Raw genomic sequence first — 19,532 nt, forward strand, 5'->3', positions numbered from 1 at the left:
GGTTTCGCTCGTCAACTTAAAAAAGCAGCAGATTGCAGCAATGTCTGAAATTGGGGCATCGTGACCAAAATCGGGCAATCTATGCAACTTTCCGACGGCAGAAGGTGGATGACATTTTGAACGACCAGAAGAGCCCAAAGCGCTCCATCAAGATGTCCGATGTCGCGCGGGAAGCCGGCGTCTCTCCCATGACCGTCTCGAACGCGTTCAAGCATCCGGCAAAGGTCGTTGCGGAAACGCGCGAGCGGGTATTCTCGGTCGCGGCCCGGCTCGGCTATGTGCCAAATCTGATGGCAGGAAATCTGGCATCGGGTCGCAGCAACATCGTCGCCGCCATCGCGCCGTCGATCCAGAACTCCAACTTTGCCGGCATGATCATCGGGCTCGAGAACGCACTGCGGGCCCGCGGCTACCATCTCATCATTTCCGTGGTGGATAAGATCGAGAGGGAATTCGAAGCCGTACGCGCGCTGATCGGGCGCCGGGTCGATGGTATTGTTCTCACGGGAGTGAATCGTGATGATGCGACGCGGACAATGCTTGTTAATGCCGGCATTCCCCTTGTCGAGACCTGGGATCTCGAGGGGCCATTTATCGACATGGGTGTCGGCTTCTCGGCCCGAAAAGCTGCCAAGGACATTACGCGCCTGATGATCGCCAGCGGCAAGCGGCGCATCGGGCTGGCGGGTTACGAAGTCAGCAACAACCGTCGCTTCCAGGAGCGGGTTATCGGCTTCGAGGAGGCGATGATGGAGGCCGGGCTAAGCCCCAACCTCACGGCATTCGTTCCGGACTGGTCGGGTTTCTCGGGCGGTCGTCTTGCGATGGACGAGCTCCTTGGGCGTGAGCCGCTGCTGGAAGGCATGTTCTGCTTCACCGACGTTCTGGCAACCGGCGCACTGTTCGAATGCATGCGGCGAGGCTGGGACGTGCCGGGTCGATTTGCCATTGCTGGATATGGCGATTACGAAATCGCTGCGGAAGTACCTCCCGGGCTGACCACGATCCACACGCCGGGCGACAAGATCGGTGAAGCTGCCGCCGACATGATTCTGCGCCGCATTAACGGCGGCGACACGTCGGATATGATTATCGACGTCGGCTACCGTCTTGTGGTTCGAGGCAGCGTCTGACGCTGGGCGGACCCAGTGTCAAATAGCCGATCAACCTACGCCTTCGACAGCGACCACGTGACGCTCGGAAGCGCGGCGAGCCTCAGGGTTCTATCAAGGTCACTTGCTCGACTGCGCTGGGAGAACGCTCCGTGGCTCCCATCATCCGACAGTTCGCCATTGATCACCTGCGCATCAGCGTTTTCCTCGACCTGGCAAATCGCGTCGTCGATCTGATTGGAGAGTGATATGATCTCGCCATCCGCACCGGGCAGCTTGTCGACTCCCGTCTAACGGCAACGCGCATAGCATCTCGCGGTCTCCATACCTGCGCGTCACCTTCATATCTGGAGGCACGGGGCACTCCTCAGCTTGTTGCCGATCTCGGCAACTACGAATGCCTTATCGGGTCGAGTGCGACGTGGCATTTTACAGAGAGCTCCGACGATGTCATTTATCATCCACAAGGCCGCTGGCGATGCAACAATGGCGGCGTCGTGCTAGAGGCCGCGATCTCCGGCATTGGCATCTGCCAGTTGCCTGACTTTTACGTGCGTACGCGCTGAATGACGGACGTCTCATTCCGGTACTAACCCCATTCAGACCGAGCGATGAAGCAAATCTGGGCCATCTCCCCCCAGCGGCGCCATCTGCTGCCGAAGGTGCGCAAGTTGGTCGAGATGCTTCGGCTGCATCTGCCTCGAGACCTGGACTTGTTGTAGACCCAGGATGCATCATCATTATGTCTTTGGGCCTTTCCGCCGAGTAGCGGCGACGCGCGCGCCGATCATCGATAGCGGCATCGCTTCGGATTGCGCCGCAATCGTCGAGCCGCTTAACGCATATGCTCGTCGATCAGCGGTCAAGGGTAGCGCGATGGAGCGATGAGATGGGTCGATCGGCGCAATTCAGATATCTTCATAGACAGCGCGCATCGGCACTCTGCTGGTCGCGTTGTTGGAGGAGGCAATCTCAACAAGCATCGACAGGAATTGTTCTGCGCGCTCCTTGCCGAGAGGAGCGAGAACACGCTCTTGCGCCCGCACCACCGAGGCCTCGATCGCTCCAAGGAGTTTGAGGCCATTCTCGGTCGGATAGAGGCGGCGCGCCCGGCGGTCGTCAAGATCGGCCTCGCGCCGTATCGCTCCGCGAGTTTCAAGCCGCTCGACGCATTTGGTAACCGACGAACGGTCGAGGCCGGAGCGATGTGTCAGTCGCGTCTGATCGAGACCAGGTTCTGCAGCGATGAGTCCCAGGGCACCATATTGGGCTGGGCTGAGATCATACTCGGCCGTCTCTTCGATGAAGATTGCCATCGCCACCTGATTACATCGACGGATGAGAAATCCCGGCATCTGCGTGATGTCCTCTGACCGCCATTGGCGTTGCGACTGTCGTCTGCTCACGGAATGCTCCCTTGACGCTTCAATTTAGTTGCAGTACTGAATTTCAGCGATACAACATAAATCATCGACCTTGGTCAACCTTTCCATCCGGTCTCATGCTCGACGTCACCAAATCCCAGCCAGCAACACACACCCCACCGGCCCGGCGTCGCCGACGTTATCGACGCATTGGAAAGGCGCTGTCGGGCGCCATGGCGCGTCTCCTGGTTCCGCTTTTCATTCTTGCTATCGTTGCAGTACTGATCGGCGTCGCTATTGGCGGATGGGAAAAGCGGATGGGTCAGGCTGCCATTCAGGTAACCGACGACGCATATATCCGGGCGGAGATCACTAGGCTTTCGAGCCAAGTGGCCGGCCAGGTGCAAAGGATCGAGATCAGCGACTTTCAACGGGTCAAGGCCGGCGACGTCCTGGTGCAGATCGATCCACGCGACTTCAAGGCGCAGGTCACCCAAGCGGAAGCGACCGTCAACGGGGCACGCGCGGCACTGCTGAACCTGGAGAACCAGATTGCGCTGCAACGTGCGACGATATCCCAGGTGGAAGCCCAGCAGACTGCCGCCACCGCCCGTGAACTACAGTCGCGCCAGGAGCGGGAACGACAGGAAGCCCTGCTCAGGACGACGTTCGGCACCCAGCAAAAGGTGGAACAGGTGGTCGCCCAGCACGAAGCGGCGCAATCAGACCTGAAAGCCAGTGCGGCTGCCGTTCAGGTTCAACGGCGGCAGCTCGATGTACTCTCGGGCAACCGGGAGCAACGTGCAGCCGAAGTTGCCGCAGACGAGGCGTTGCTCGACGCGGCAAAGCTTCGCCTGAGCTACACGCGGATCGTCGCGCCGACCGATGGCGTGGTCAGCGAACGGCAAGTGCAACGCGGTGACTATGTGACGATCGGCAGCAGCCTCATTTCAGTGGTGCCGCTGCCCGACGTCTATATCGTTGCGAATTACAAGGAGACGCAGCTGACGCGCGTGCTGCCGGGCCAGCATGTCGATATCAGCGTCGATACATTTCCCGGCGAGACGTTCCGCGGTCATGTCGAACGCATATCGCCGGCGAGCGGCTCCCAATTCTCACTACTGCCGCCAGACAATGCGACGGGGAATTTCACCAAGGTCGTCCAGCGCATTCCTGTGCGGATCAGGCTCGACGTCGATGAGGTCGCGCGCGCGAAGTTACGCCCCGGAATGTCGGTGACGTCCCGTATAGATACCGTAACACCGGCCACCGACATCGCGGGGCGATAACGTGGCGACCGCCAATATGGACAGCGTCACGGCGTCCGGCCGCCGGTCTCATCATCCCCTGTGTGCGGTGGGAGCAGTACTGATAGGCTCGTTCCTCGTCGGCTTTCAGACCAGGTTGTTCTCGATCGGCCTCGCCGACCTGAAGGGTCACTTCTCGCTAAGTTTCGATGAGGGAGCCTGGCTCAGCACGGCGGCAAATGCGCCCCAGATCCTGATCGCGCCTGCCGTGGTCTGGCTCGCGGTCACGTTCGGAGTCCGCCGTATCCTCTGCTTGCCGAGCCTCGTCTTCGCGCTGATCTGCACAATCATTCCATTCGTGCGCGACTTCGAGACCCTCCTGGTGCTCCATGTGCTGCAGGCGCTGCTGCTCGGACTGTTCATTCCGGCGACCATTATCGTGATTCTCCGCAATCTTCCGCAGCGCTGGTGGCTACCGGCGCTCGCGATCTATGCGTTCCGTTCTGCATTCACGTCGAATTTCGGCGTGTCGCTTGTCGGATCCTACGTCCAGAATCTCGGATGGGAATGGCTGTACTGGCAGGGCACCATCCTTGCACCGATCATGGGCCTGTTCGCCTATTTCGGAGCCCCGGACGAGCCGGTCAGCCGGGATGCATTGACCCGCGCCGACTGGGGCGGAATGATCCTACTCGGCAGCGGGCTGGCGCTCGTCTATGTCGGCCTTGACCAGGGCAACCGGCTCGACTGGAGTTCCTCCGGTATCGTCATGGCGACGCTCGCAGGCGGCCTCGCATTGATCGTTGCGTTCTTCATCAACGAATCCGTCATTGCCGAGCCGTGGGCCAGTGCGCGAGTCCTCATGTCGCGCAACCTGATCCTTCTGTTTGCCACGACGACGCTATTCCTGCTCAGCAGTCAGTCTAACTCGCTGCTGCTGCCGAATTTCCTCACCGTCGTGGCGGCTCTGCGGCCGGAGCAAATGGGGCCTCTTTTCGTCAATTATGTCGCCATACCGCTGTTTGTCCTCACAATAATCGCCGTCTTGCTACTGCGCCGGATCGATGCCCGGATCGTATTGGCCATGGGGTTGACGGCATTCGCGTGCGCGGCGCTGCTCGGCACGACTCTGACCCAGCAATGGCGGTTGGTCGATTTCGAGGTTCTGGCCTTGTTCCAGGCGATCGGCCATGCATTCACGTTCATCTCGATCATCGTTTTCACCTTCGCCAATGTCGACCGGACCAAGGCCGTGGCTGCCGCTGCCTACATCCAGGTCTTGCGACTCGGTAGTGCCGAACTCGGCCTGGCTCTGCTGAGCACCTGGCTGCGCATACGCGAACAGATCCATTCGCATTATCTTGGTCAGCACGTCGCGTCAGGTGATTCAGTCGTGGTGAAGAGGCTGGCACAACTGAAGGCCCATTTCGCGCCCGATTTCACCGGAGCCGCCGCCAAACGAAGCCTCTCCGCTCTCGCTACGACAATCCAGAAGGAGGCGTATACCCTCGCTTATATCGACGGTTTTTGGCTGTCGTTCTGGGCCGCCATCGGAGCCCTGCTTCTGGTTGCCATGATGAAGGCGGCACAGCCCGGACCGTTCACCCCGACACCATCGCCGCGCCACGGCAGAGACGCAGCGAACCGCAATCGTCGCGCCAGCTGAACTCGCTGCAACACGGAGGAGTTACGGAGGTTGCAGCAAGGCTCTGCTCTGCTCGATAGCTCCCGAGATTGCATTCTGAACCGCCACGATCCTCGGCGCATGCCGACTGTCCTGATGGACGCCCATCCAGATTTCGCGCGTCAGATGGGGAGGCTCGCCGACCCGCACGAGCGATGGGTGGCCTTCGGCGAGATAACGCGGCAGGTGGCCGATCCCCAGTCCGGCCAATACGCCACGCAGTTGAACATCGCGATTGTTTGCCAACAAAACCGGCCTGGTCCCAGCCGTGCGGTCCGCAAACCAGCGCGCGTCTGGAGTGTCCAGAAGGTCGTCTTGTACCCGTACGATACGATGCCCAGTAGCGCCGGAAGCGAGGTCCGGGATGCCACTCTCCTCCAAATAGCTGCGGGAGGCATAGACCGCGAAGGCCATCTCGCCGACCTTTCGGACAACTGTTTCGTGCGCCTGGAAGCGGCCAAGCCGAACCGCAATGTCGGCTTCGCGCCTTGCCAAGCTGAGCGCGCGGTTATCAGTAATGAATTCGATAATGATTCCAGGATGCAATGCATGGAGCGTTGGCAGGCCACGTGTGAGGACGTGCGCAGCCAGCGCATCCACGCTGGTGACCCGCACGATACCCTCCAGCCGACGGTCCTCGCCGGAGATCGTGCGTTCGAGCGACAGCGCCGCGTCTTCCATACGCTCGACCTCGCCGAGGATCGCAGACCCCGTAGCCGTCAAGCGAAAGCCCGATGGTGTGCGCTCCAACAAGACAGCACCGGCCCGACCATGAAGATGGTCGAGCCGGCGGCCCATGGTCGTCTGACTGACCTTCAGCGCCCGCGCCGCAGCCGACAACGAACCGTGGCGCGCGATGGCGAGGAAAGTCTTGAGATCGTCCCAGTCGAGCATTGAAGGCCTCAGGCGGCGCGCCCCTCATCGATACTCCATGGCCCGGCGCCAACGGCGGCGAGATAGAGGAAACCGAAGCAGTAAAGGATCGCCAGCTCACCACCGTTCACTGCCGGAAAGAAGCTCTGTGGTGCATGCACCATGAAATAGGCAACCGCCATCTGACCGGAGAGTATGAACGCGACCGGACGCGTATATAGCCCAATCAGCACGGCGAGACCGCCGACGAGTTCAAGCACACCGGCAACGCCGAACAGACCCATCAGCGGGACTTGGCCTGGCTGCGCGCCGGCGGGAAAGCCAAACAATTTCACGAGGCCGTGCGTCAGAAACAAAAGGGCCATGACGATCCGGAGTACGGATAGCAGGCGTGGAGCCCATGCAGTTGCGGTGGAGAAAGGGCTAGCATTCGTTGTTGTAGAGGTCACATCATTATCCTTTTATCAGAGTGGAATTCGTTTCGGGAGGAGTCGGTAGTGGTGAGCCAGTCGGCGACTGCAGAGGTCGTTGGAAAACCTATGCCGTGGCCGATGCCATCGGTCAGAAGAAGGTCCACGAGATGACCGGCGGCGGAAAGTCGCGCGGCGGCCTCGGCGGACAGCGCCGAAGGCATCACCCGGTCGGCACGGTCGTGAACAAGAAGAAGAGAAGCGAGACGCTCCTCGGTCGGCACGACCGGCGCAGCCAGTCGACCGGCAATCGCCACCGCGCGGCCAGGGTGTAGTCCCTGCGCCACCATAGCGAGCGTCATGATCGCCCCTTGGCTAAAGCCGAGCAGAACCAGATCATCGCGCTTCAAGCTGCGGTCCTTGGCTAATCGGTCGAGTCGATCCACTAGCGACGGCAGAGCCTCAGCGACACGAAGCGGTCGATCAGCCTCGGTCACACCAGCGACAGAAAACCACTGCCGTCCGGCCCCACCACCATCGAACGGATCGAGGCCGTCGAGCGCCAATACTTCGGCAAAACGCTCGAGCGGTGCCAGCGCGACTGCCATATCACGTGCCGAGGAACCGACACCATGCAGCGCCACAATTAAGGGCCGGCTCATGCTTCACCGCCAAATGCAAACGCATCCATCCGTAGCACACCGTGCGTAGTACTCCGATGAAGATGCTTGGAGCGCTCGTCGTTACCCGCTCCCATCGCCACAAATAGCGGCAGCAAATGCTCCTCTGTCGGGTGGTTGCGGCGCGCGTGCGGCGCACGGTTGCGGTAAGCGATCAAGTCACTCACGCGCCCCTGCTCGATCGCATCGCTCATCCACTCAGCGAACTGGTCGACCCAGTCGGGCGCAGCTGCATTCAGTGCATGAAAATATTCTCTGAAGCTCGACAGGTCGTGCGTGAAGCTCCCCGAGCCGACGATCAGGACGCCTTGGTCGCGTAGGGGCGCAAGTAACCGTCCAATTTGAAAGTGATAATCGGGGCCAAGCGCCGTTTGCACAGACAGCTGCACCACGGGGATATCCGCATCCGGATAGACGAGTCTTAAAGGCACCCACGCCCCATGATCGAGGCCGCGGGCAGCGTCACGCCGAACTGTTTGACCCGCTCCCTCTATAATATCAGCGACACGATCGACCAACCACGTGGAGCCCGGTGCGGGATAGCGAATATCGTAAAGCTCTCGAGGAAAGCCGTGGAAGTCGTGGATGGTGTCGTTAATCGCGCCAGCGGTAACCTGGGGCGTCGCGGTTTCCCAATGGGCGGAGATAACGAGGATAGCGCGCGGACGCTCAGGCAAACGACTGGCCAGTTGCTCAAGAAAGGCGCGCGCTGGTGCATCGGTTAGGGGAAAGGACGGCGCACCGTGGGATACGAAAAGAGACGGAAGCATAAATCACCTGTGGCTGTGCTGCTCCCCATGTTGCCCATGCGATATCGTTTATCCATTCGTCAAAATCGTGAACCGAGTCTGCATTTTCGCATATTGCGTTGTGTTGGAAAAGCCCGAGTGGTCGGGCAACACGGGCAGTATCCAATCAACTCAGTCTGCCCGTTGCAGCAGCAGCGACGAGTTGATCCACGACATAGCGTACACGGGGGCTGAGTTGGGCTTGTCGCGGCCACACGGCATGGATGTCGACCGAAACGGTAGAGAGGTCCTTCAGTACCCTTTGCAACGTGCCGCGCTCAAGATGGTCGCGGACGAGCGAGATCGGAACCTGGCATATTCCCAACCCGCCGATAGCGGCATCAACCATCGCCTCCCCGTCCCCCACCTGATGTGTGGAAGGAGGCGTGATGCGCTTTTCCAATTCGCCATCGCGCACCTGCCAAGTGAGCGGCGGTCCTTTTGGTGATCCGACGATGCAGCGATGAGACCGAATGTCCTCAAGTGTCATGGGCTCGCCATGCCCCTGCAGATAGGACGGCGCTGCACAGATCACCCGCTCCTGGGTAACAAGATGTCGCGCGATCAAGTTGCCGCTGTCTTTCAGGGCGCCAAATCGAACTGCAAGATCGACATCTTCTTGCAACAGATCACTCGTCGCATCCGTGAACGTAAGGGTAAGGCTGAGGCCAGGATGTGGCCGTGAGATCTCGATGAGAATGGGCAGTAGGACGCGCCGACCGAATGCAACCGGCATGTTAATATGCAGGCGGCCACTGAGTACCCGGTTGCTCGATGACAGCGCTGCCTGAGCCGCGGTAATTTCGTCCATCGCTGCAGCACAAGCGGCCAGATAGGCCTCACCATCGCCCGTGAGACGCATCAGGCGCGTAGTCCTGTGGAATAGCTTGAAGCCCAGCCGCTCCTCCAGCCGCGCAATGCTCTTACCGACGGCAGATTTGGTGATGCCCAGCCGCTCGGCTGCTTGGGTGAAGCTGCCCAAACGAGCAGCTGACACGAAAATGGAGACCCCAGATAAGGGATCATGGCCTATCATTTGTAGCATCCTAGTCTACTTAGAGTCGCCCGATGGCCTGTTTATCATCAAACATTCTACAGTGTATCACCGCTCACAAGATCAGCGCGCCGGTAAAACCTTCATCGGGCGTGCCGTGGATCTCAAAAGGAGCACACCATGCCCGTCGTTCGCGTCAGCTGGTTCGAAGGTAAGAACCATACTCAGAAAGAGACGGTTGCTGCAGAAATCACGGACAGCATCGCCCGTAACACCGGCACAGATCCGAGCTATATCTACGTCATCTTCGAAGACGTGAAGCCCAGCGACTGGGCCGGCGCCGGTAAATTGTTCGGCAGCCCTGCGGATAAGGCCACGTCCCAACATACGCAACTATAGATTGTTACAAGAGAGAAAACACCGAAAGCGGGAAGGCGAGATGTCGCGCAAGACTTTGATAAGGACGTTATGCGCCTTCGTTCTTGGTGCGGTGCCAGCTCAGGCCACAGCTGAAGCCGCATTGCAGGTGCTTGGTAAGGATTTTACTTTCCCAAACAAGATCACTCCCCTTCCGTCCAAGCTGTCAGACTTCCAAGGTTTGGAAATCAATGCCTTCGTCACGACAGACGGAGTGAGATTATCCTACTGGGAGATGGGCGCAGGCCGTCCACTCGTCTTCGTCCCCGGCTGGTCGGCGAACGGTGCCCAATACATCAACGTGCTTTACCTGCTCTCCCAGAACTATCACGTCTATGTGCTGGACCCCCGCAATCAGGGGCTCTCGCAGCATGTCGACTATGGAAGTCGAATTGCCCGCTTTTCGATGGACCTCAAAGAGTTCGGTGATCATCTCGGGCTTAAGTCAGCCTACTACGTTGGGCACTCGATGGGATCCGCTATCCTGTGGAGCTACATCGACCTCTTTGGCACCACCAAGATACGCAAGATCGCGTTCGTCGACGAACCGATCTCTATTTATTCCCATAGCGACTGGTCAGAGCAGGAGCGACTTGAGGCTGGCGGCACCACTACATCGCCGGAGCGTACTGTCGCTGGTTTTACCGGCATGGGGCCGATCAACCAGCTCGTCACCGATATGAAGCCGTTCGAGCGCGCTCAACTGACCGACTCGCCCTACTTCGTCAATTCCGAGAGCTTTTCCAAAGCGGTTGTCCATGATGACCCGATAGCTATGGGACGGGTCCTCTTCAACCACCTCATCAACGACTGGCGCGATGTGGTCCGCCGAAAGATCGACATCCCGGCCGCGCTGTTCTCAGGTGTGGAAAGCAACAACCTACCCAGCCAGCGATGGGCTGCATCAGTAATTCCGAATGCGACGCTCTACGTCTACACCTCGGCTGAACAGGGCGATCACTTTCTGATGTTCAAGAATCCATTGAAATTTACCCAGGACCTTCGCTCGTTCCTGGAGCGCTAATCAGCGAGCGTCGCAATCGACGTCACAGGCACAGCATCTACATCTCCAGGAGAGGACGAAACTATGCGCGGCGAAATCTACTCCATCTATCACCTGTCCGTTGAGCCATCGAAATTTCCGGCATTCCAGGCGTTGATTGCGAGAATTGTCGCTGCTACGCGCGAGGAGCCGGACACGCTCACTTATGAATATGTCGCCAACGAGGATAAGACCGCCGTCCATATCGTCGAGCGCTATCGCGCCGCCGGCTTGCTTCCGCATATTGACAAGACCTTCTCGCCTTTCGCAGAGACCTTCCTGTCACTTGCCAAGATCGAAAAGCTCTACGTCTATGGCGAGCCGACGACGGAAATGCGGACAAAGCTCGATGGCTTCGGTGCCGTCTATCTGCATCCCTTCGAAGGCTTCACCCGCAACTAAAGCTTGTGGGATCCATCTCTCAACGGAACCGTCTCCGGATTCGCGTGCATGACGTTCGCTCGCTTAACGCGCATGAAAGATTGAGATGAACAGAACGATGAAGGCGGTCGTGATGTACGCGCCAGGGGGGCCAGAGGTACTGAAGATCGAGGAACGGCCAGTCCCGATTGCTGGTGCTGGCCAAGTGTTGATCAGAGTGGAAGCGTTTGGACTTAATCGCTCTGAATTGTTTACCCGACAGGGTCATTCACCAAACGTGCGCTTTCCCCGAATCCTTGGCATCGAGGCGACCGGTACCGTTGCGGACGCCCCCGGTGGTGAGTTCACCGTGGGAGAAAAAGTTGCCACCGTCATGGGAGGACTCGGCCGCGCCTTCGACGGCAGCTACGCAGAATACTCGCTAGTCCCGGTCGAAAATGTAAGGGCCTTCGTCAGCGACATGCCTTGGATGCAACTGGGGGCATTACCGGAGATGCTCCAAACGGCTTGGGGCGCTCTATTTCGTTCGCTCCGAATCCGGCCCGGCGAACGGCTGCTGATCCGAGGCGGCAGCACATCGGTCGGCCTCGCGGCTGCGACGATCGCCAAGGCTCACGGAGTTGAGGTGGCAGGAACCTCGCGCCAGGTCGCGGGCGAGCGTTTGATCAGGAAGAATGGCGCCGATCGCTTCTTTCTCGACGATGGGACGATTGCCGAACGTGTCAGACGTGATTGGGATGGCGGAGCCGATAAGGTTCTAGAGCTCATTGGCACGACAACACTCGCCGATTCCATCGCAGCAATACGCGAACCGGGCACCGTCTGCATGGCGGGGATGGTTGGCAACCAGTGGTCGTTTCAAAACTTCGCACCGATGGATGTGATCCCCACGGCCGTCGCGCTCACGACCTATTCGGGTGGCGTCGAAGACTTCATGGCGATGCCGCTGCAAAATTTGATCGATCAGGTCGCTGCTGGATCGCTGCCAGTGGCGATCGGCCGCGTGTTTCAGTTGGATGACATCGTTCAAGCGCATCGCGTGATGGAAAACAATGAGGCGGGCGGAAAGATTGTCGTACTCACTCGCTGATCTCAGCATTGGCAAGATCGACGTATTAGCCAAGCCGTTCTTCGGTGAGGGAGTAAGCTGCTCAGCCAACACTGAGCAGCTTCAAGATGCCTTGGTGCGGCGCTCTACAATCAAACAAGACAATAATTCTCTGCATTCAAGACCTCACTAATATTCACCCCTAAACTTCGTACATTCTTGGAGCATTGAAATGAAAATACTCTCCATCGGCGGACTGGCGACGGTCGCGAGCGCACTGCTCGGAGTTATAGTTCCGGTGGCAGCCAATCCCGAGCCTCGCCTGGGCGATTTCCGCCTATCGGGCGTGTGGTTGCAGCAAAGCACCTATCGGGGGCAAGCTGCATTTGAACTAAAGATGCCGTCCTCGGCTTACCAAGATCCAGCAAAAGAGAAACTCAGCGACCGCAACTTCATGGCATGGCTGCCGGTTGATTTTCAGAATGGAGAAATTGATGTAGAGGTTGCAAGCGAACTCGCACAAGATGCACCAGATTATGCGAGAGGCTTTGTCGGCCTGACTTTCCGCATAGACACCGAAGGGCGCTTTGAAAGCATTTACCTTCGTCCAACGAATAGCGTCGCCAGCGACCAGGTTCGACGCAATCACAGCGTCCAGTATGTCGCTTATCCCGACTTCCGTTTCGATCGATTGCGAAAGGAGTTTCCAGAGAAGTATGAAACCTATGCGGACATCGGGACTGGTCGCTGGATCCATATGCGACTTGTGGTCGAAGGCAACCACGCAAGCCTCTATCTCGACGGGAAACTCCAGCCTGCCCTTCTCGTTAGCGACCTAAAGCTCGGGCCCAACCAGCGCGGTGGTGTCGGCGTTTGGCTTGAGTCCGGAACAATTGCGCACTTTCGAAATCTCCGTATCACTCACGCGCGCTGACCTCTCGACCTTAACGATAAAGGCCAACCACATTTGCCTTTGCAACGAAGTGCGGAGCTCTTAGCTCCGCTCTTCCGAACGAGTAATCAGATAAACGAAACACCAATCGTACCGAGCGGGCCATAATCGGCTGAAATCACATCACCGCGGGCAATATCGACCGGCCTCGTGAAAGACCCTGCGAGAACAATCTGCCCCTTCAATAGTTTCGCATCGACGTCGTGAAGCTTGTTCACCAGCCACGCGATTCCCGCGGCAGGGTGTCCCATGATGGCGGCCGAGACCCCGGATTCCTCGATGATCCCATTCTGCGAAAGAGTCGCACCAACCCAACGGATATCGACATCGAACGGCCGGATCGTGCGACCGCCGAGGACGATGGCGCCGAAGGCCGCATTGTCAGCGATCGTATCGACAATGGCGCGAGGCACCTCTGTCCGGTAGTCGATGATCTCGAGGGCCGGAACGACAAACTCTGTCGCGCGGAGAACGTCGTGAATACGGACGCCGGGGCCGCCGAGGTCCTCGCCCATGACGAATGCGAGTTCCACTTCGAGCCTCGGCTTGATGAAGCGACTCGTCGGGATTTTCGCTCCATCATTGAAAAGTGCATCGTCAAGAATGCGACCATAGTCCGGCTCGGTCATCTTTGACGCAAGCTGCATCGCGCGCGAGGTCAGCCCGATCTTGTGACCGACAACACGCGCCCCCTTTGCGATCCGTTGCTCCGCCCAGAGATCCTGGACACGGTAAGCGTCCGCTATCTCCATGGCGGGAAAGGTTTTGCTGAGTTGCGGCACAGGTTTGCCTTCCCGTTCGGCGCGCAAAATTTCTTCGGCGCCCCGGCGGCGCTCGTCTTCGTTCAACATCTGGTCGTTCCTCGGTTGTAATTGAAGTTATAGCAGCGCTACCGGCCGGACCGGAGAGCCGGTGGCTCCGCTGATTCGGACCGGCAATGCGACGAATGCGAAAGCTCCCCGAGCCTGACGGCCCAGCTCTTCCAGTTCGAGGTTTTCGATGATGTGAATGCCGTTCTGGGCAATGAGGATCATATGCACTTCAAGCGTGATATTGTGGTGATTCATCACTTCGAACGCCGAGGTATCCGAGCCGACGGAGAACGGGCAACGCTCGGCCAGCCAACGCCCCGCGGCGACGCCCGGCCCCGGAGCGCCGGCTGAATTCAACCCGAGGTAACGAGGAGAATCCGACCAGTAAGCGGCCCAGCCCGTCCGGACGAGCACGACGTCGCCTGCCATCACTGACGCGCCCGAAGCAGCCTGAGCCGCTTCCAGATCTGCCACCGTGATTTCATAGGCTGGTTCAAGAGCATCCACGCCGCGCGTGCGCGCAACATCCAGTAAAACGCCACGTCGGAAGATCGGATCGATTGTCTCGGCGCCATGAATCTTGAACAGATCAGTGCCGGCCTGCTCGTCTGCGGCAATGTGCTTGCCGTAGAGGGCACCATGTTCGGAAACGTGGCAGAGCGCGTCGATATGCGTCGATGAATGCGTGCTCGTGACCATCAACTCGTTGGAGGAGGAGTGCCCGCAGCCACGCAGCACGTCCCCATGACGGTTGTTCAGCGTGATGTGAAACGGCGGGTGCGCCGGATGAATCGGCATGCCCTTTTGCATTGGGTGACTGAGGTCGAGCTGTCGGGCCTGAGCGGTGGAGCGCAACCAGGAATCGACGCGGAACTCCGTTGCATGAAGTGGGGTCGCTATATTCATTGAAGCGCAGCTCCTTTTGTCTCACGCAGGAAAAACAGAACTATAAGTCCGGCCAGCACGTAAAACCCCGCCGTGCAGGCAAGCGCTCCGCCCAAGCCAAAACTTGTCGCGAGGAAGCCAACCGCGGCTGGCGCCAGAGCGCTGACAGCGCGGCCGGAATTGTAGATAAAGCCTTGTGCTGTCGCCCGGACATTGGTCGGAAACAGTTCGGCGAAGGTCGGCGCGAAACCGCTGTAAAAGCCGGTCCCGACAAAGGCGACGATCGGACCGAAAATCAGCAACGCGGTCGGTGTCGTCATCTGTGTGTAGAACGGCACTGCAAGCGCAGAGAGCATAAAGTAAAGGATGAAGGCCGCCTTGCGGCCAAGCCAATCCGCGACATATCCGAAAGAGACAAAGCCAAGTGCAGCACCAACCTGCATGACAATGATCCACGTCGTCGATTTGACCAGATCCAGTCCGGGGCCGCCGTTGGCAACAGGCGTCGCGAGCCAGGTCGGAATCCAGGTGAACAGTCCCCAGTATCCGCACATGGCCGCGGACGTGAACGCGAAGCCGACGAGCGTGCTGCGACCGTGCTCGCCGAACAGCATCCGAAAGGTGGCGCCGATCGACAATCGCTCAGACTGCTGTTTCCAAATTTCCGGCTCCGGCGTGTGACGGCGGATCCAGAACGCAAGCATTGCGGGCGCAATACCGAAGAAGAACACGCCGCGCCATCCGACCAACGGAAGGAATATGGCAGACACCAGGGCTGCCAAAGCGTAACCGGACGCAAAGGCGCTCTGGACCCAAGCCATAACCTTACCACGGTGATGAGCCGGCCATGTCTCCGTGATCAGCGCCGCCCCCGCCGACCACTCACCGCCGACACCAAGGCCGACGACGATACGGAACAGGAGAAGCTGGGTGACACTCTGTGACAGGCCGCAGAGCAACGTGCCGATCGAGTAACACAGGATAGACAGCACCATGGAACGGGTGCGACCGATCCGATCAGCCAGAAAACCAAAGACCAGTCCGCCAACTGCCGTTGCGACCAGACTGGCCGAGGCGATCATTCCCGCAGTCGAGCGGTCCATGCCCAGTTCGGCGCTGATATGGCTAAGCAGCATCGCAAAGAGAAGCAGGTCCATGATATCCAGCGCCCAGCCGAGATAAGAGGACCAAAACGTTTGCCACTGGGCCTTTGTCGCGCCGACATACCACCGGCCGCCCGAAGACGCAGCTGGAGCCCCAATTGTTTCTACACTCATGGCAATCCTCCCCATTTTATGTTTGTTCTTCATTGCACCGCTGAGTGCGGGCTTTTTTTTTGCAACGCCGAAGCGTCATATGTCCGCGGCAAGGCAGCGGTGCATACGTCCAACGTTACCGATTTCATAGGAAGGTGCCGCCGTGACCGCAATTGACCAATTCTCAAGTGCTCTGTGAGCAACGTTGACATGCCAGCGTACAAACGCCCCGATCAGCAAAACGGCATTGTCGTACAAGGCTCGGTTGGGACATGACCGCCTCGTACCGATCACTTCCGTCCATTCAGGCGTTACGCTGCTTTGAGACTGCCGCACGCGTCGGCAGCTTCACCCTCGCGGCCGATGAGATGTGCATCACGCATAGCGCGATCAGCCACCAGATACGCGGTTTGGAGGAAATGATCGGGCAGCCACTGTTCGTGCGACAGGGCAACCGGATGGCTCTCACTGACGTCGGGCGCGCGCTCGCCATAGAGACGCGGCGGGCATTGGACTATCTCAGTCAAGCCTACTCAGTTGCCCACGTCGAGACGGCCGCACGCCCACAAACGCTCAATTTGGCTGCACAAACCGGGTTGATCGAGCACTGGCTGTTGCCACGTCTCGCAAACTTCCGGGCTGCCCTCGGCGATATCGGCCTGCGCCTTTCCAGCCTCTCCGATCTTTCCGAGAATTGTTCGGACGAGGTGGATATGGCGCTGGTTTACGGCACCGGTGATGTGCCAGGCATGATCTCGGAAAAGATCAAAGACGAGGAAGTCTTTCCCGTTTGCAGTCCTGCGTTTCTCGCACAGCATCCGAATTTTTCGCTGCAGCGCATGAATGAGGTGCCGCTGCTGTTGCATTCACGCGTGACCTGGAACCTGTGGCTTGAGAAGGCAGATTTGCCGATCGTCTATCCGCGTCAATCCATTTTGTTGGACGACATCGCTCTCACCATACGGGGCGCGCTCAATGGCCAGGGAGTAGCTATGGCCCGCTCGCTGCTGGTCGAAGATTATCTTCGGCGCGGCGAACTCGTTCGCCTATTTGATCTCTCCGTTCCAGGCGTATTCAGCTACTATCTCGCATGGCGCTCTAAGGGAACAAAAGAGCATTTTGCTGCGTCTGCGAACTGGATCATCCAAGCAATTAAGTTCGGCACCGCCTGAAAAACACGCCCCGCTTTGGAGCGACAGCGCTGCGGGTTACTGAGCCAGCAAGCTCTTTCTGTCGGTGGCCAACCAAAGGTCGTCGAAGAAGCAGATCACTTCGGTCGTCAAATCGGGCATACCGGTAGGAGCCTATGGCTGCCGGCATTTGCGAGCAGCCATACCCATAAGGCTTTGGCTACCAGCGCTCTTTGGAGATTATACGCTCCATTGATCCATTGGGATCTGCCCGGTCTTTGATATTTTGGATCGTCCCCTGCGACAGCAGCGGTCCCGCACTGGGCGGTCTCACACGCTCGAAACGTTTAAGGATTATTATCTCATTATCGCATATCAAATTCATGAACTGAACGGCGTTCGTACCGTCCTTGGAGCGTCAATATACTGCAGCGTATCGTCTCTTCAGGCAGACTGCGACTGAACGGCCAGCTCAAGCGCCGCCTCCTTTGACGGCAACTTCAATGTTACTATCTGCCGAAGTCCGGTGGGCAGCCTATTGCTAATTGCCAGCGTGCCGCCTTGCCGTTCGATGATTTCCTTCGCAATGGCGAGGCCAAGACCAGCGCCGGGGATAAGTTGACGGCGCGCTGGATCGACGCGAAAGAATGGCTCGAAAGCGCCGGACAAACTCTCTTCGGGTATGCCCGGCCCATTATCGTCTATTATTATTTGAACGACACCTTCTTCCAGACGGGCTTCGACCATCGCGCCGCCTCCGTGCGTCGCGGCGTTAATAACCAAGTTCCTCAGTGCTCTTGTAAGAGCAAGCGGAGAGGCCTGGACGATTGCATTGGAAACGGTCTTCACCTCCACCGGCAGCTTGATCGAGATAACGTCGCCGCATACCTTCCTCACAAGCTCGTCAACCCGAACCAACTCATTGCCTTTGCTGACCGTCTCTTCGCGGACAAGTTGAATGGCGCTATCCGCGATCCGATCCAATTCATCTAAATCGTGTAACCAGTCGGCGCGTTCATCTTCGCCCAAGAACTCCGCGCGGATTCGCATTCGGGTCATGGGCGTTCGAAAATCATGACTCGCCGCGGCGACAAGCCTCATCTTGCTATCAATTAGCCTTTTGAAGCTATCGCCCATTCTATTCAGGGCACGGGCCGTGGCCTTGATTTCGGCAGCCCCCTCTTCCGGAACCCGCGAAAGGGTTCCATCCGCCAACACGGCCTGCGCCATTGCTTCTAAAAATCTGAGCTGCTTCGTCGCTTGATAAGCCGCGAAAAACGCTACGACCAACACACCCGCTGTGATTAGACCAATGTATCCAGCCACTCCGTACCAGACGTGTGCAGGTAGTGTATTATCGGGAAATGGCCAAGTGATATGACCCGCCCCGAAATCGACCGAAGCAACTCTCGTTCCGGATGGCGAATCAACGACAGCGACTTCGTACGGAACACCAGCCTTATTGAATGAATCTTGAAGCTCGATAGTCTCCCTTTCAATCGGAGCGCCTTTAATTGGCTCCTTACTCAAATGAAAAACGGCAGAAGCCCCGTCGAATGTTAACGAAGACGCAAGCCTACTAATACGATACGTGAACTCGGATCGAAAGTTTTTGTCCACAAGATCTGCAACCAAGTAAGACATCACCAACGTTGAAATGAACACGACGCACAGCATCGAGGCCGCCAACATAACTGCGACACGAACTCTAATGTAGTTCATGGCCCAACTCCGACGGTCTCTACTCGCGCGCAGAAAAGATAGCCACCATTTCTCACTGTACTGATAATTTTATTTTTTTCATTGTCGCCGAGCTTCTTGCGAAGTCTACTCATCAGAACATCAATAGAGCGATCGAGGCTATCGTTCGCGCGACGTTTCGTAAGTTCGATTAACTGGTCTCGCGATAGCAATCGACCTGGCCGGCGCACCAAAATGAGAAGCAACTCAAACTCTGAGGATGTGAGCTCCAATGGCCTTCCTATCCCGTCCAGAACCAATCGCCTCGCTGGTTGAAGCTTGAATCCGAAAAATCGATACTCAAGAACGCGGGATATTTCGACGTCCTGACTCATCTTCCTGCGGAGAATCGCGCGAATTCTCGCGAGGAGCTCTCTGGGATTGAACGGTTTGCCTAAATAGTCATCCGCACCGATCTCAAGACCAATTATTCGATCAACGTCTTCCTTCAGGGCAGTGAGCAGAATGATGGGCGTCCTCGCTTCATCTCGCCGCAAATTTCGACAAATATCCAAACCAGACCCATCCGGAAGAAGGACGTCGAGCACGATTAAGTCGAAGTCGTGACTTAGAAGCACCTCCCTCATCGTCCGCTGATCTGATGCAATCGATACCCGGAATCCCTGCTCCGTTAGATAGCGCCCCAAGAGCTTTCGCGTCTCCAAATCATCATCGACAATGAGAATATGAGATGTATCCTCCATCATATAAACATAG

Annotated in this window: 21 protein-coding genes; 10 read left to right on the forward strand and 11 right to left on the reverse strand. The window is 58.0% G+C overall.

Translation table 11 applies throughout. The features are described 5' to 3' along the window. Nucleotides 1-116 precede the first annotated feature (116 nt). Both BLW80_RS28375 and BLW80_RS31045 read left to right on the forward strand, forming a co-directional pair. Nucleotides 117-1,133 (forward strand): LacI family DNA-binding transcriptional regulator, encoded by a 1,017-nt coding sequence (locus BLW80_RS28375; protein WP_139285965.1) that lies wholly within the window; start codon nucleotides 117-119, stop codon nucleotides 1,131-1,133. 239 nt (nucleotides 1,134-1,372) lie between these two features. Then, entirely contained in the window at nucleotides 1,373-1,678 is a 306-nt protein-coding gene (locus BLW80_RS31045) for a LysR substrate-binding domain-containing protein (protein ID WP_093761844.1), read from the forward strand. A gap of 342 nt (nucleotides 1,679-2,020) precedes the next feature. On the opposite strand, the gene BLW80_RS28385 is transcribed toward BLW80_RS31045, so the two are convergent. After that, a complete protein-coding gene (locus BLW80_RS28385; RefSeq protein WP_089266184.1) occupies nucleotides 2,021-2,467 on the reverse strand; it encodes a MarR family winged helix-turn-helix transcriptional regulator in 447 nt (148 codons plus the stop codon). A 146-nt stretch (nucleotides 2,468-2,613) separates the two neighbouring features. Between BLW80_RS28385 and BLW80_RS28390 the strand changes: the two genes are divergently transcribed. Both BLW80_RS28390 and BLW80_RS28395 read left to right on the forward strand, forming a co-directional pair. Further along, nucleotides 2,614-3,765, forward strand: a complete 1,152-nt coding sequence (locus tag BLW80_RS28390; RefSeq protein WP_244528479.1) for an HlyD family secretion protein — start codon at nucleotides 2,614-2,616, stop codon at nucleotides 3,763-3,765. A 1-nt stretch (nucleotide 3,766) separates the two neighbouring features. Continuing rightward, the gene (locus tag BLW80_RS28395) at nucleotides 3,767-5,389 is read left to right on the forward strand and encodes an MFS transporter (RefSeq protein ID WP_349633315.1); all 1,623 of its coding nucleotides are present in this window, start codon (nucleotides 3,767-3,769) and stop codon (nucleotides 5,387-5,389) included. Nucleotides 5,390-5,410: 21 nt separating this feature from the next. On the opposite strand, the gene BLW80_RS28400 is transcribed toward BLW80_RS28395, so the two are convergent. The 5 genes from BLW80_RS28400 to BLW80_RS28420 form a co-directional block, all read right to left on the reverse strand. Beyond that, nucleotides 5,411-6,301, reverse strand: coding sequence for a LysR family transcriptional regulator (locus BLW80_RS28400; RefSeq protein ID WP_093761780.1), 891 nt, complete (start codon nucleotides 6,299-6,301; stop codon nucleotides 5,411-5,413). A gap of 8 nt (nucleotides 6,302-6,309) precedes the next feature. Further along, complete coding sequence (locus BLW80_RS28405; RefSeq protein ID WP_502688643.1) at nucleotides 6,310-6,669, reverse strand: DoxX family protein; 360 nt, start codon at nucleotides 6,667-6,669, stop codon at nucleotides 6,310-6,312. A 56-nt stretch (nucleotides 6,670-6,725) separates the two neighbouring features. Then, nucleotides 6,726-7,352, reverse strand: coding sequence for an alpha/beta hydrolase family protein (locus BLW80_RS28410; protein WP_093761784.1), 627 nt, complete (start codon nucleotides 7,350-7,352; stop codon nucleotides 6,726-6,728). Beyond that, nucleotides 7,349-8,140 (reverse strand): DODA-type extradiol aromatic ring-opening family dioxygenase, encoded by a 792-nt coding sequence (locus BLW80_RS28415; RefSeq protein WP_093761786.1) that lies wholly within the window; start codon nucleotides 8,138-8,140, stop codon nucleotides 7,349-7,351. Before BLW80_RS28415 ends, BLW80_RS28410 begins: the two co-directional genes overlap by 4 nt. Nucleotides 8,141-8,285: 145 nt before the next feature. After that, on the reverse strand, nucleotides 8,286-9,194 hold the full coding sequence (locus BLW80_RS28420; RefSeq protein WP_093761848.1) for a LysR family transcriptional regulator: 909 nt from the start codon (nucleotides 9,192-9,194) through the stop codon (nucleotides 8,286-8,288). Nucleotides 9,195-9,332: 138 nt separating this feature from the next. Between BLW80_RS28420 and BLW80_RS28425 the strand changes: the two genes are divergently transcribed. The 5 genes from BLW80_RS28425 to BLW80_RS28445 all read left to right on the forward strand — a co-directional run bounded on the left by BLW80_RS28425 (nucleotide 9,333) and on the right by BLW80_RS28445 (nucleotide 12,974). Then, entirely contained in the window at nucleotides 9,333-9,551 is a 219-nt protein-coding gene (locus BLW80_RS28425; protein WP_093761788.1) for a tautomerase family protein, read from the forward strand. A 40-nt stretch (nucleotides 9,552-9,591) separates the two neighbouring features. Then, a complete protein-coding gene (locus BLW80_RS28430) occupies nucleotides 9,592-10,593 on the forward strand; it encodes an alpha/beta fold hydrolase (RefSeq protein ID WP_093761790.1) in 1,002 nt (333 codons plus the stop codon). A gap of 63 nt (nucleotides 10,594-10,656) precedes the next feature. Then, nucleotides 10,657-11,013, forward strand: coding sequence for a putative quinol monooxygenase (locus BLW80_RS28435; RefSeq protein WP_093761792.1), 357 nt, complete (start codon nucleotides 10,657-10,659; stop codon nucleotides 11,011-11,013). Between the two features lie 85 nt (nucleotides 11,014-11,098). Beyond that, nucleotides 11,099-12,082 (forward strand): zinc-binding alcohol dehydrogenase family protein, encoded by a 984-nt coding sequence (locus tag BLW80_RS28440; RefSeq protein WP_244528480.1) that lies wholly within the window; start codon nucleotides 11,099-11,101, stop codon nucleotides 12,080-12,082. 190 nt (nucleotides 12,083-12,272) lie between these two features. Then, nucleotides 12,273-12,974, forward strand: a complete 702-nt coding sequence (locus BLW80_RS28445) for a LamG domain-containing protein (RefSeq protein ID WP_199488721.1) — start codon at nucleotides 12,273-12,275, stop codon at nucleotides 12,972-12,974. Between the two features lie 86 nt (nucleotides 12,975-13,060). On the opposite strand, the gene hpaH is transcribed toward BLW80_RS28445, so the two are convergent. Genes hpaH through BLW80_RS28460 form a run of 3 tightly spaced genes read right to left on the reverse strand, consistent with a single transcriptional unit; the run spans nucleotide 13,061 to nucleotide 15,999 of the window. After that, nucleotides 13,061-13,843: a 2-oxo-hept-4-ene-1,7-dioate hydratase gene (hpaH, locus tag BLW80_RS28450; RefSeq protein ID WP_093761794.1), complete on the reverse strand. Its 783-nt coding sequence runs from the start codon at nucleotides 13,841-13,843 to the stop codon at nucleotides 13,061-13,063. Nucleotides 13,844-13,870: 27 nt separating this feature from the next. Further along, a complete protein-coding gene (locus BLW80_RS28455; protein WP_093761796.1) occupies nucleotides 13,871-14,710 on the reverse strand; it encodes a cyclase family protein in 840 nt (279 codons plus the stop codon). Beyond that, nucleotides 14,707-15,999 carry an MFS transporter gene (locus BLW80_RS28460; protein ID WP_199488722.1) on the reverse strand — a complete coding sequence of 431 codons (1,293 nt, stop codon included), beginning with the start codon at nucleotides 15,997-15,999 and terminating at the stop codon, nucleotides 14,707-14,709. Before BLW80_RS28460 ends, BLW80_RS28455 begins: the two co-directional genes overlap by 4 nt. A 218-nt stretch (nucleotides 16,000-16,217) precedes the next feature. Here BLW80_RS28460 and BLW80_RS28465 point away from each other — a divergent pair, with 218 nt between their 5' ends. Further along, entirely contained in the window at nucleotides 16,218-17,117 is a 900-nt protein-coding gene (locus tag BLW80_RS28465) for a LysR substrate-binding domain-containing protein (RefSeq protein WP_093761800.1), read from the forward strand. A 402-nt stretch (nucleotides 17,118-17,519) separates the two neighbouring features. Here BLW80_RS28465 and BLW80_RS28470 read toward each other — a convergent pair whose 3' ends face one another. Continuing rightward, a complete protein-coding gene (locus BLW80_RS28470) occupies nucleotides 17,520-18,797 on the reverse strand; it encodes an ATP-binding protein (RefSeq protein ID WP_093761802.1) in 1,278 nt (425 codons plus the stop codon). Further along, nucleotides 18,794-19,519 carry a response regulator gene (locus BLW80_RS28475; protein ID WP_093761854.1) on the reverse strand — a complete coding sequence of 242 codons (726 nt, stop codon included), beginning with the start codon at nucleotides 19,517-19,519 and terminating at the stop codon, nucleotides 18,794-18,796. The genes BLW80_RS28470 and BLW80_RS28475 overlap by 4 nt, the downstream gene beginning before the upstream one ends. Nucleotides 19,520-19,532: the final 13 nt, after the last annotated feature.

Origin of the sequence: Tardiphaga sp. OK245 (assembly GCF_900108575.1) — a bacterium.
GTDB lineage: Bacteria > Pseudomonadota > Alphaproteobacteria > Rhizobiales > Xanthobacteraceae > Tardiphaga > Tardiphaga robiniae.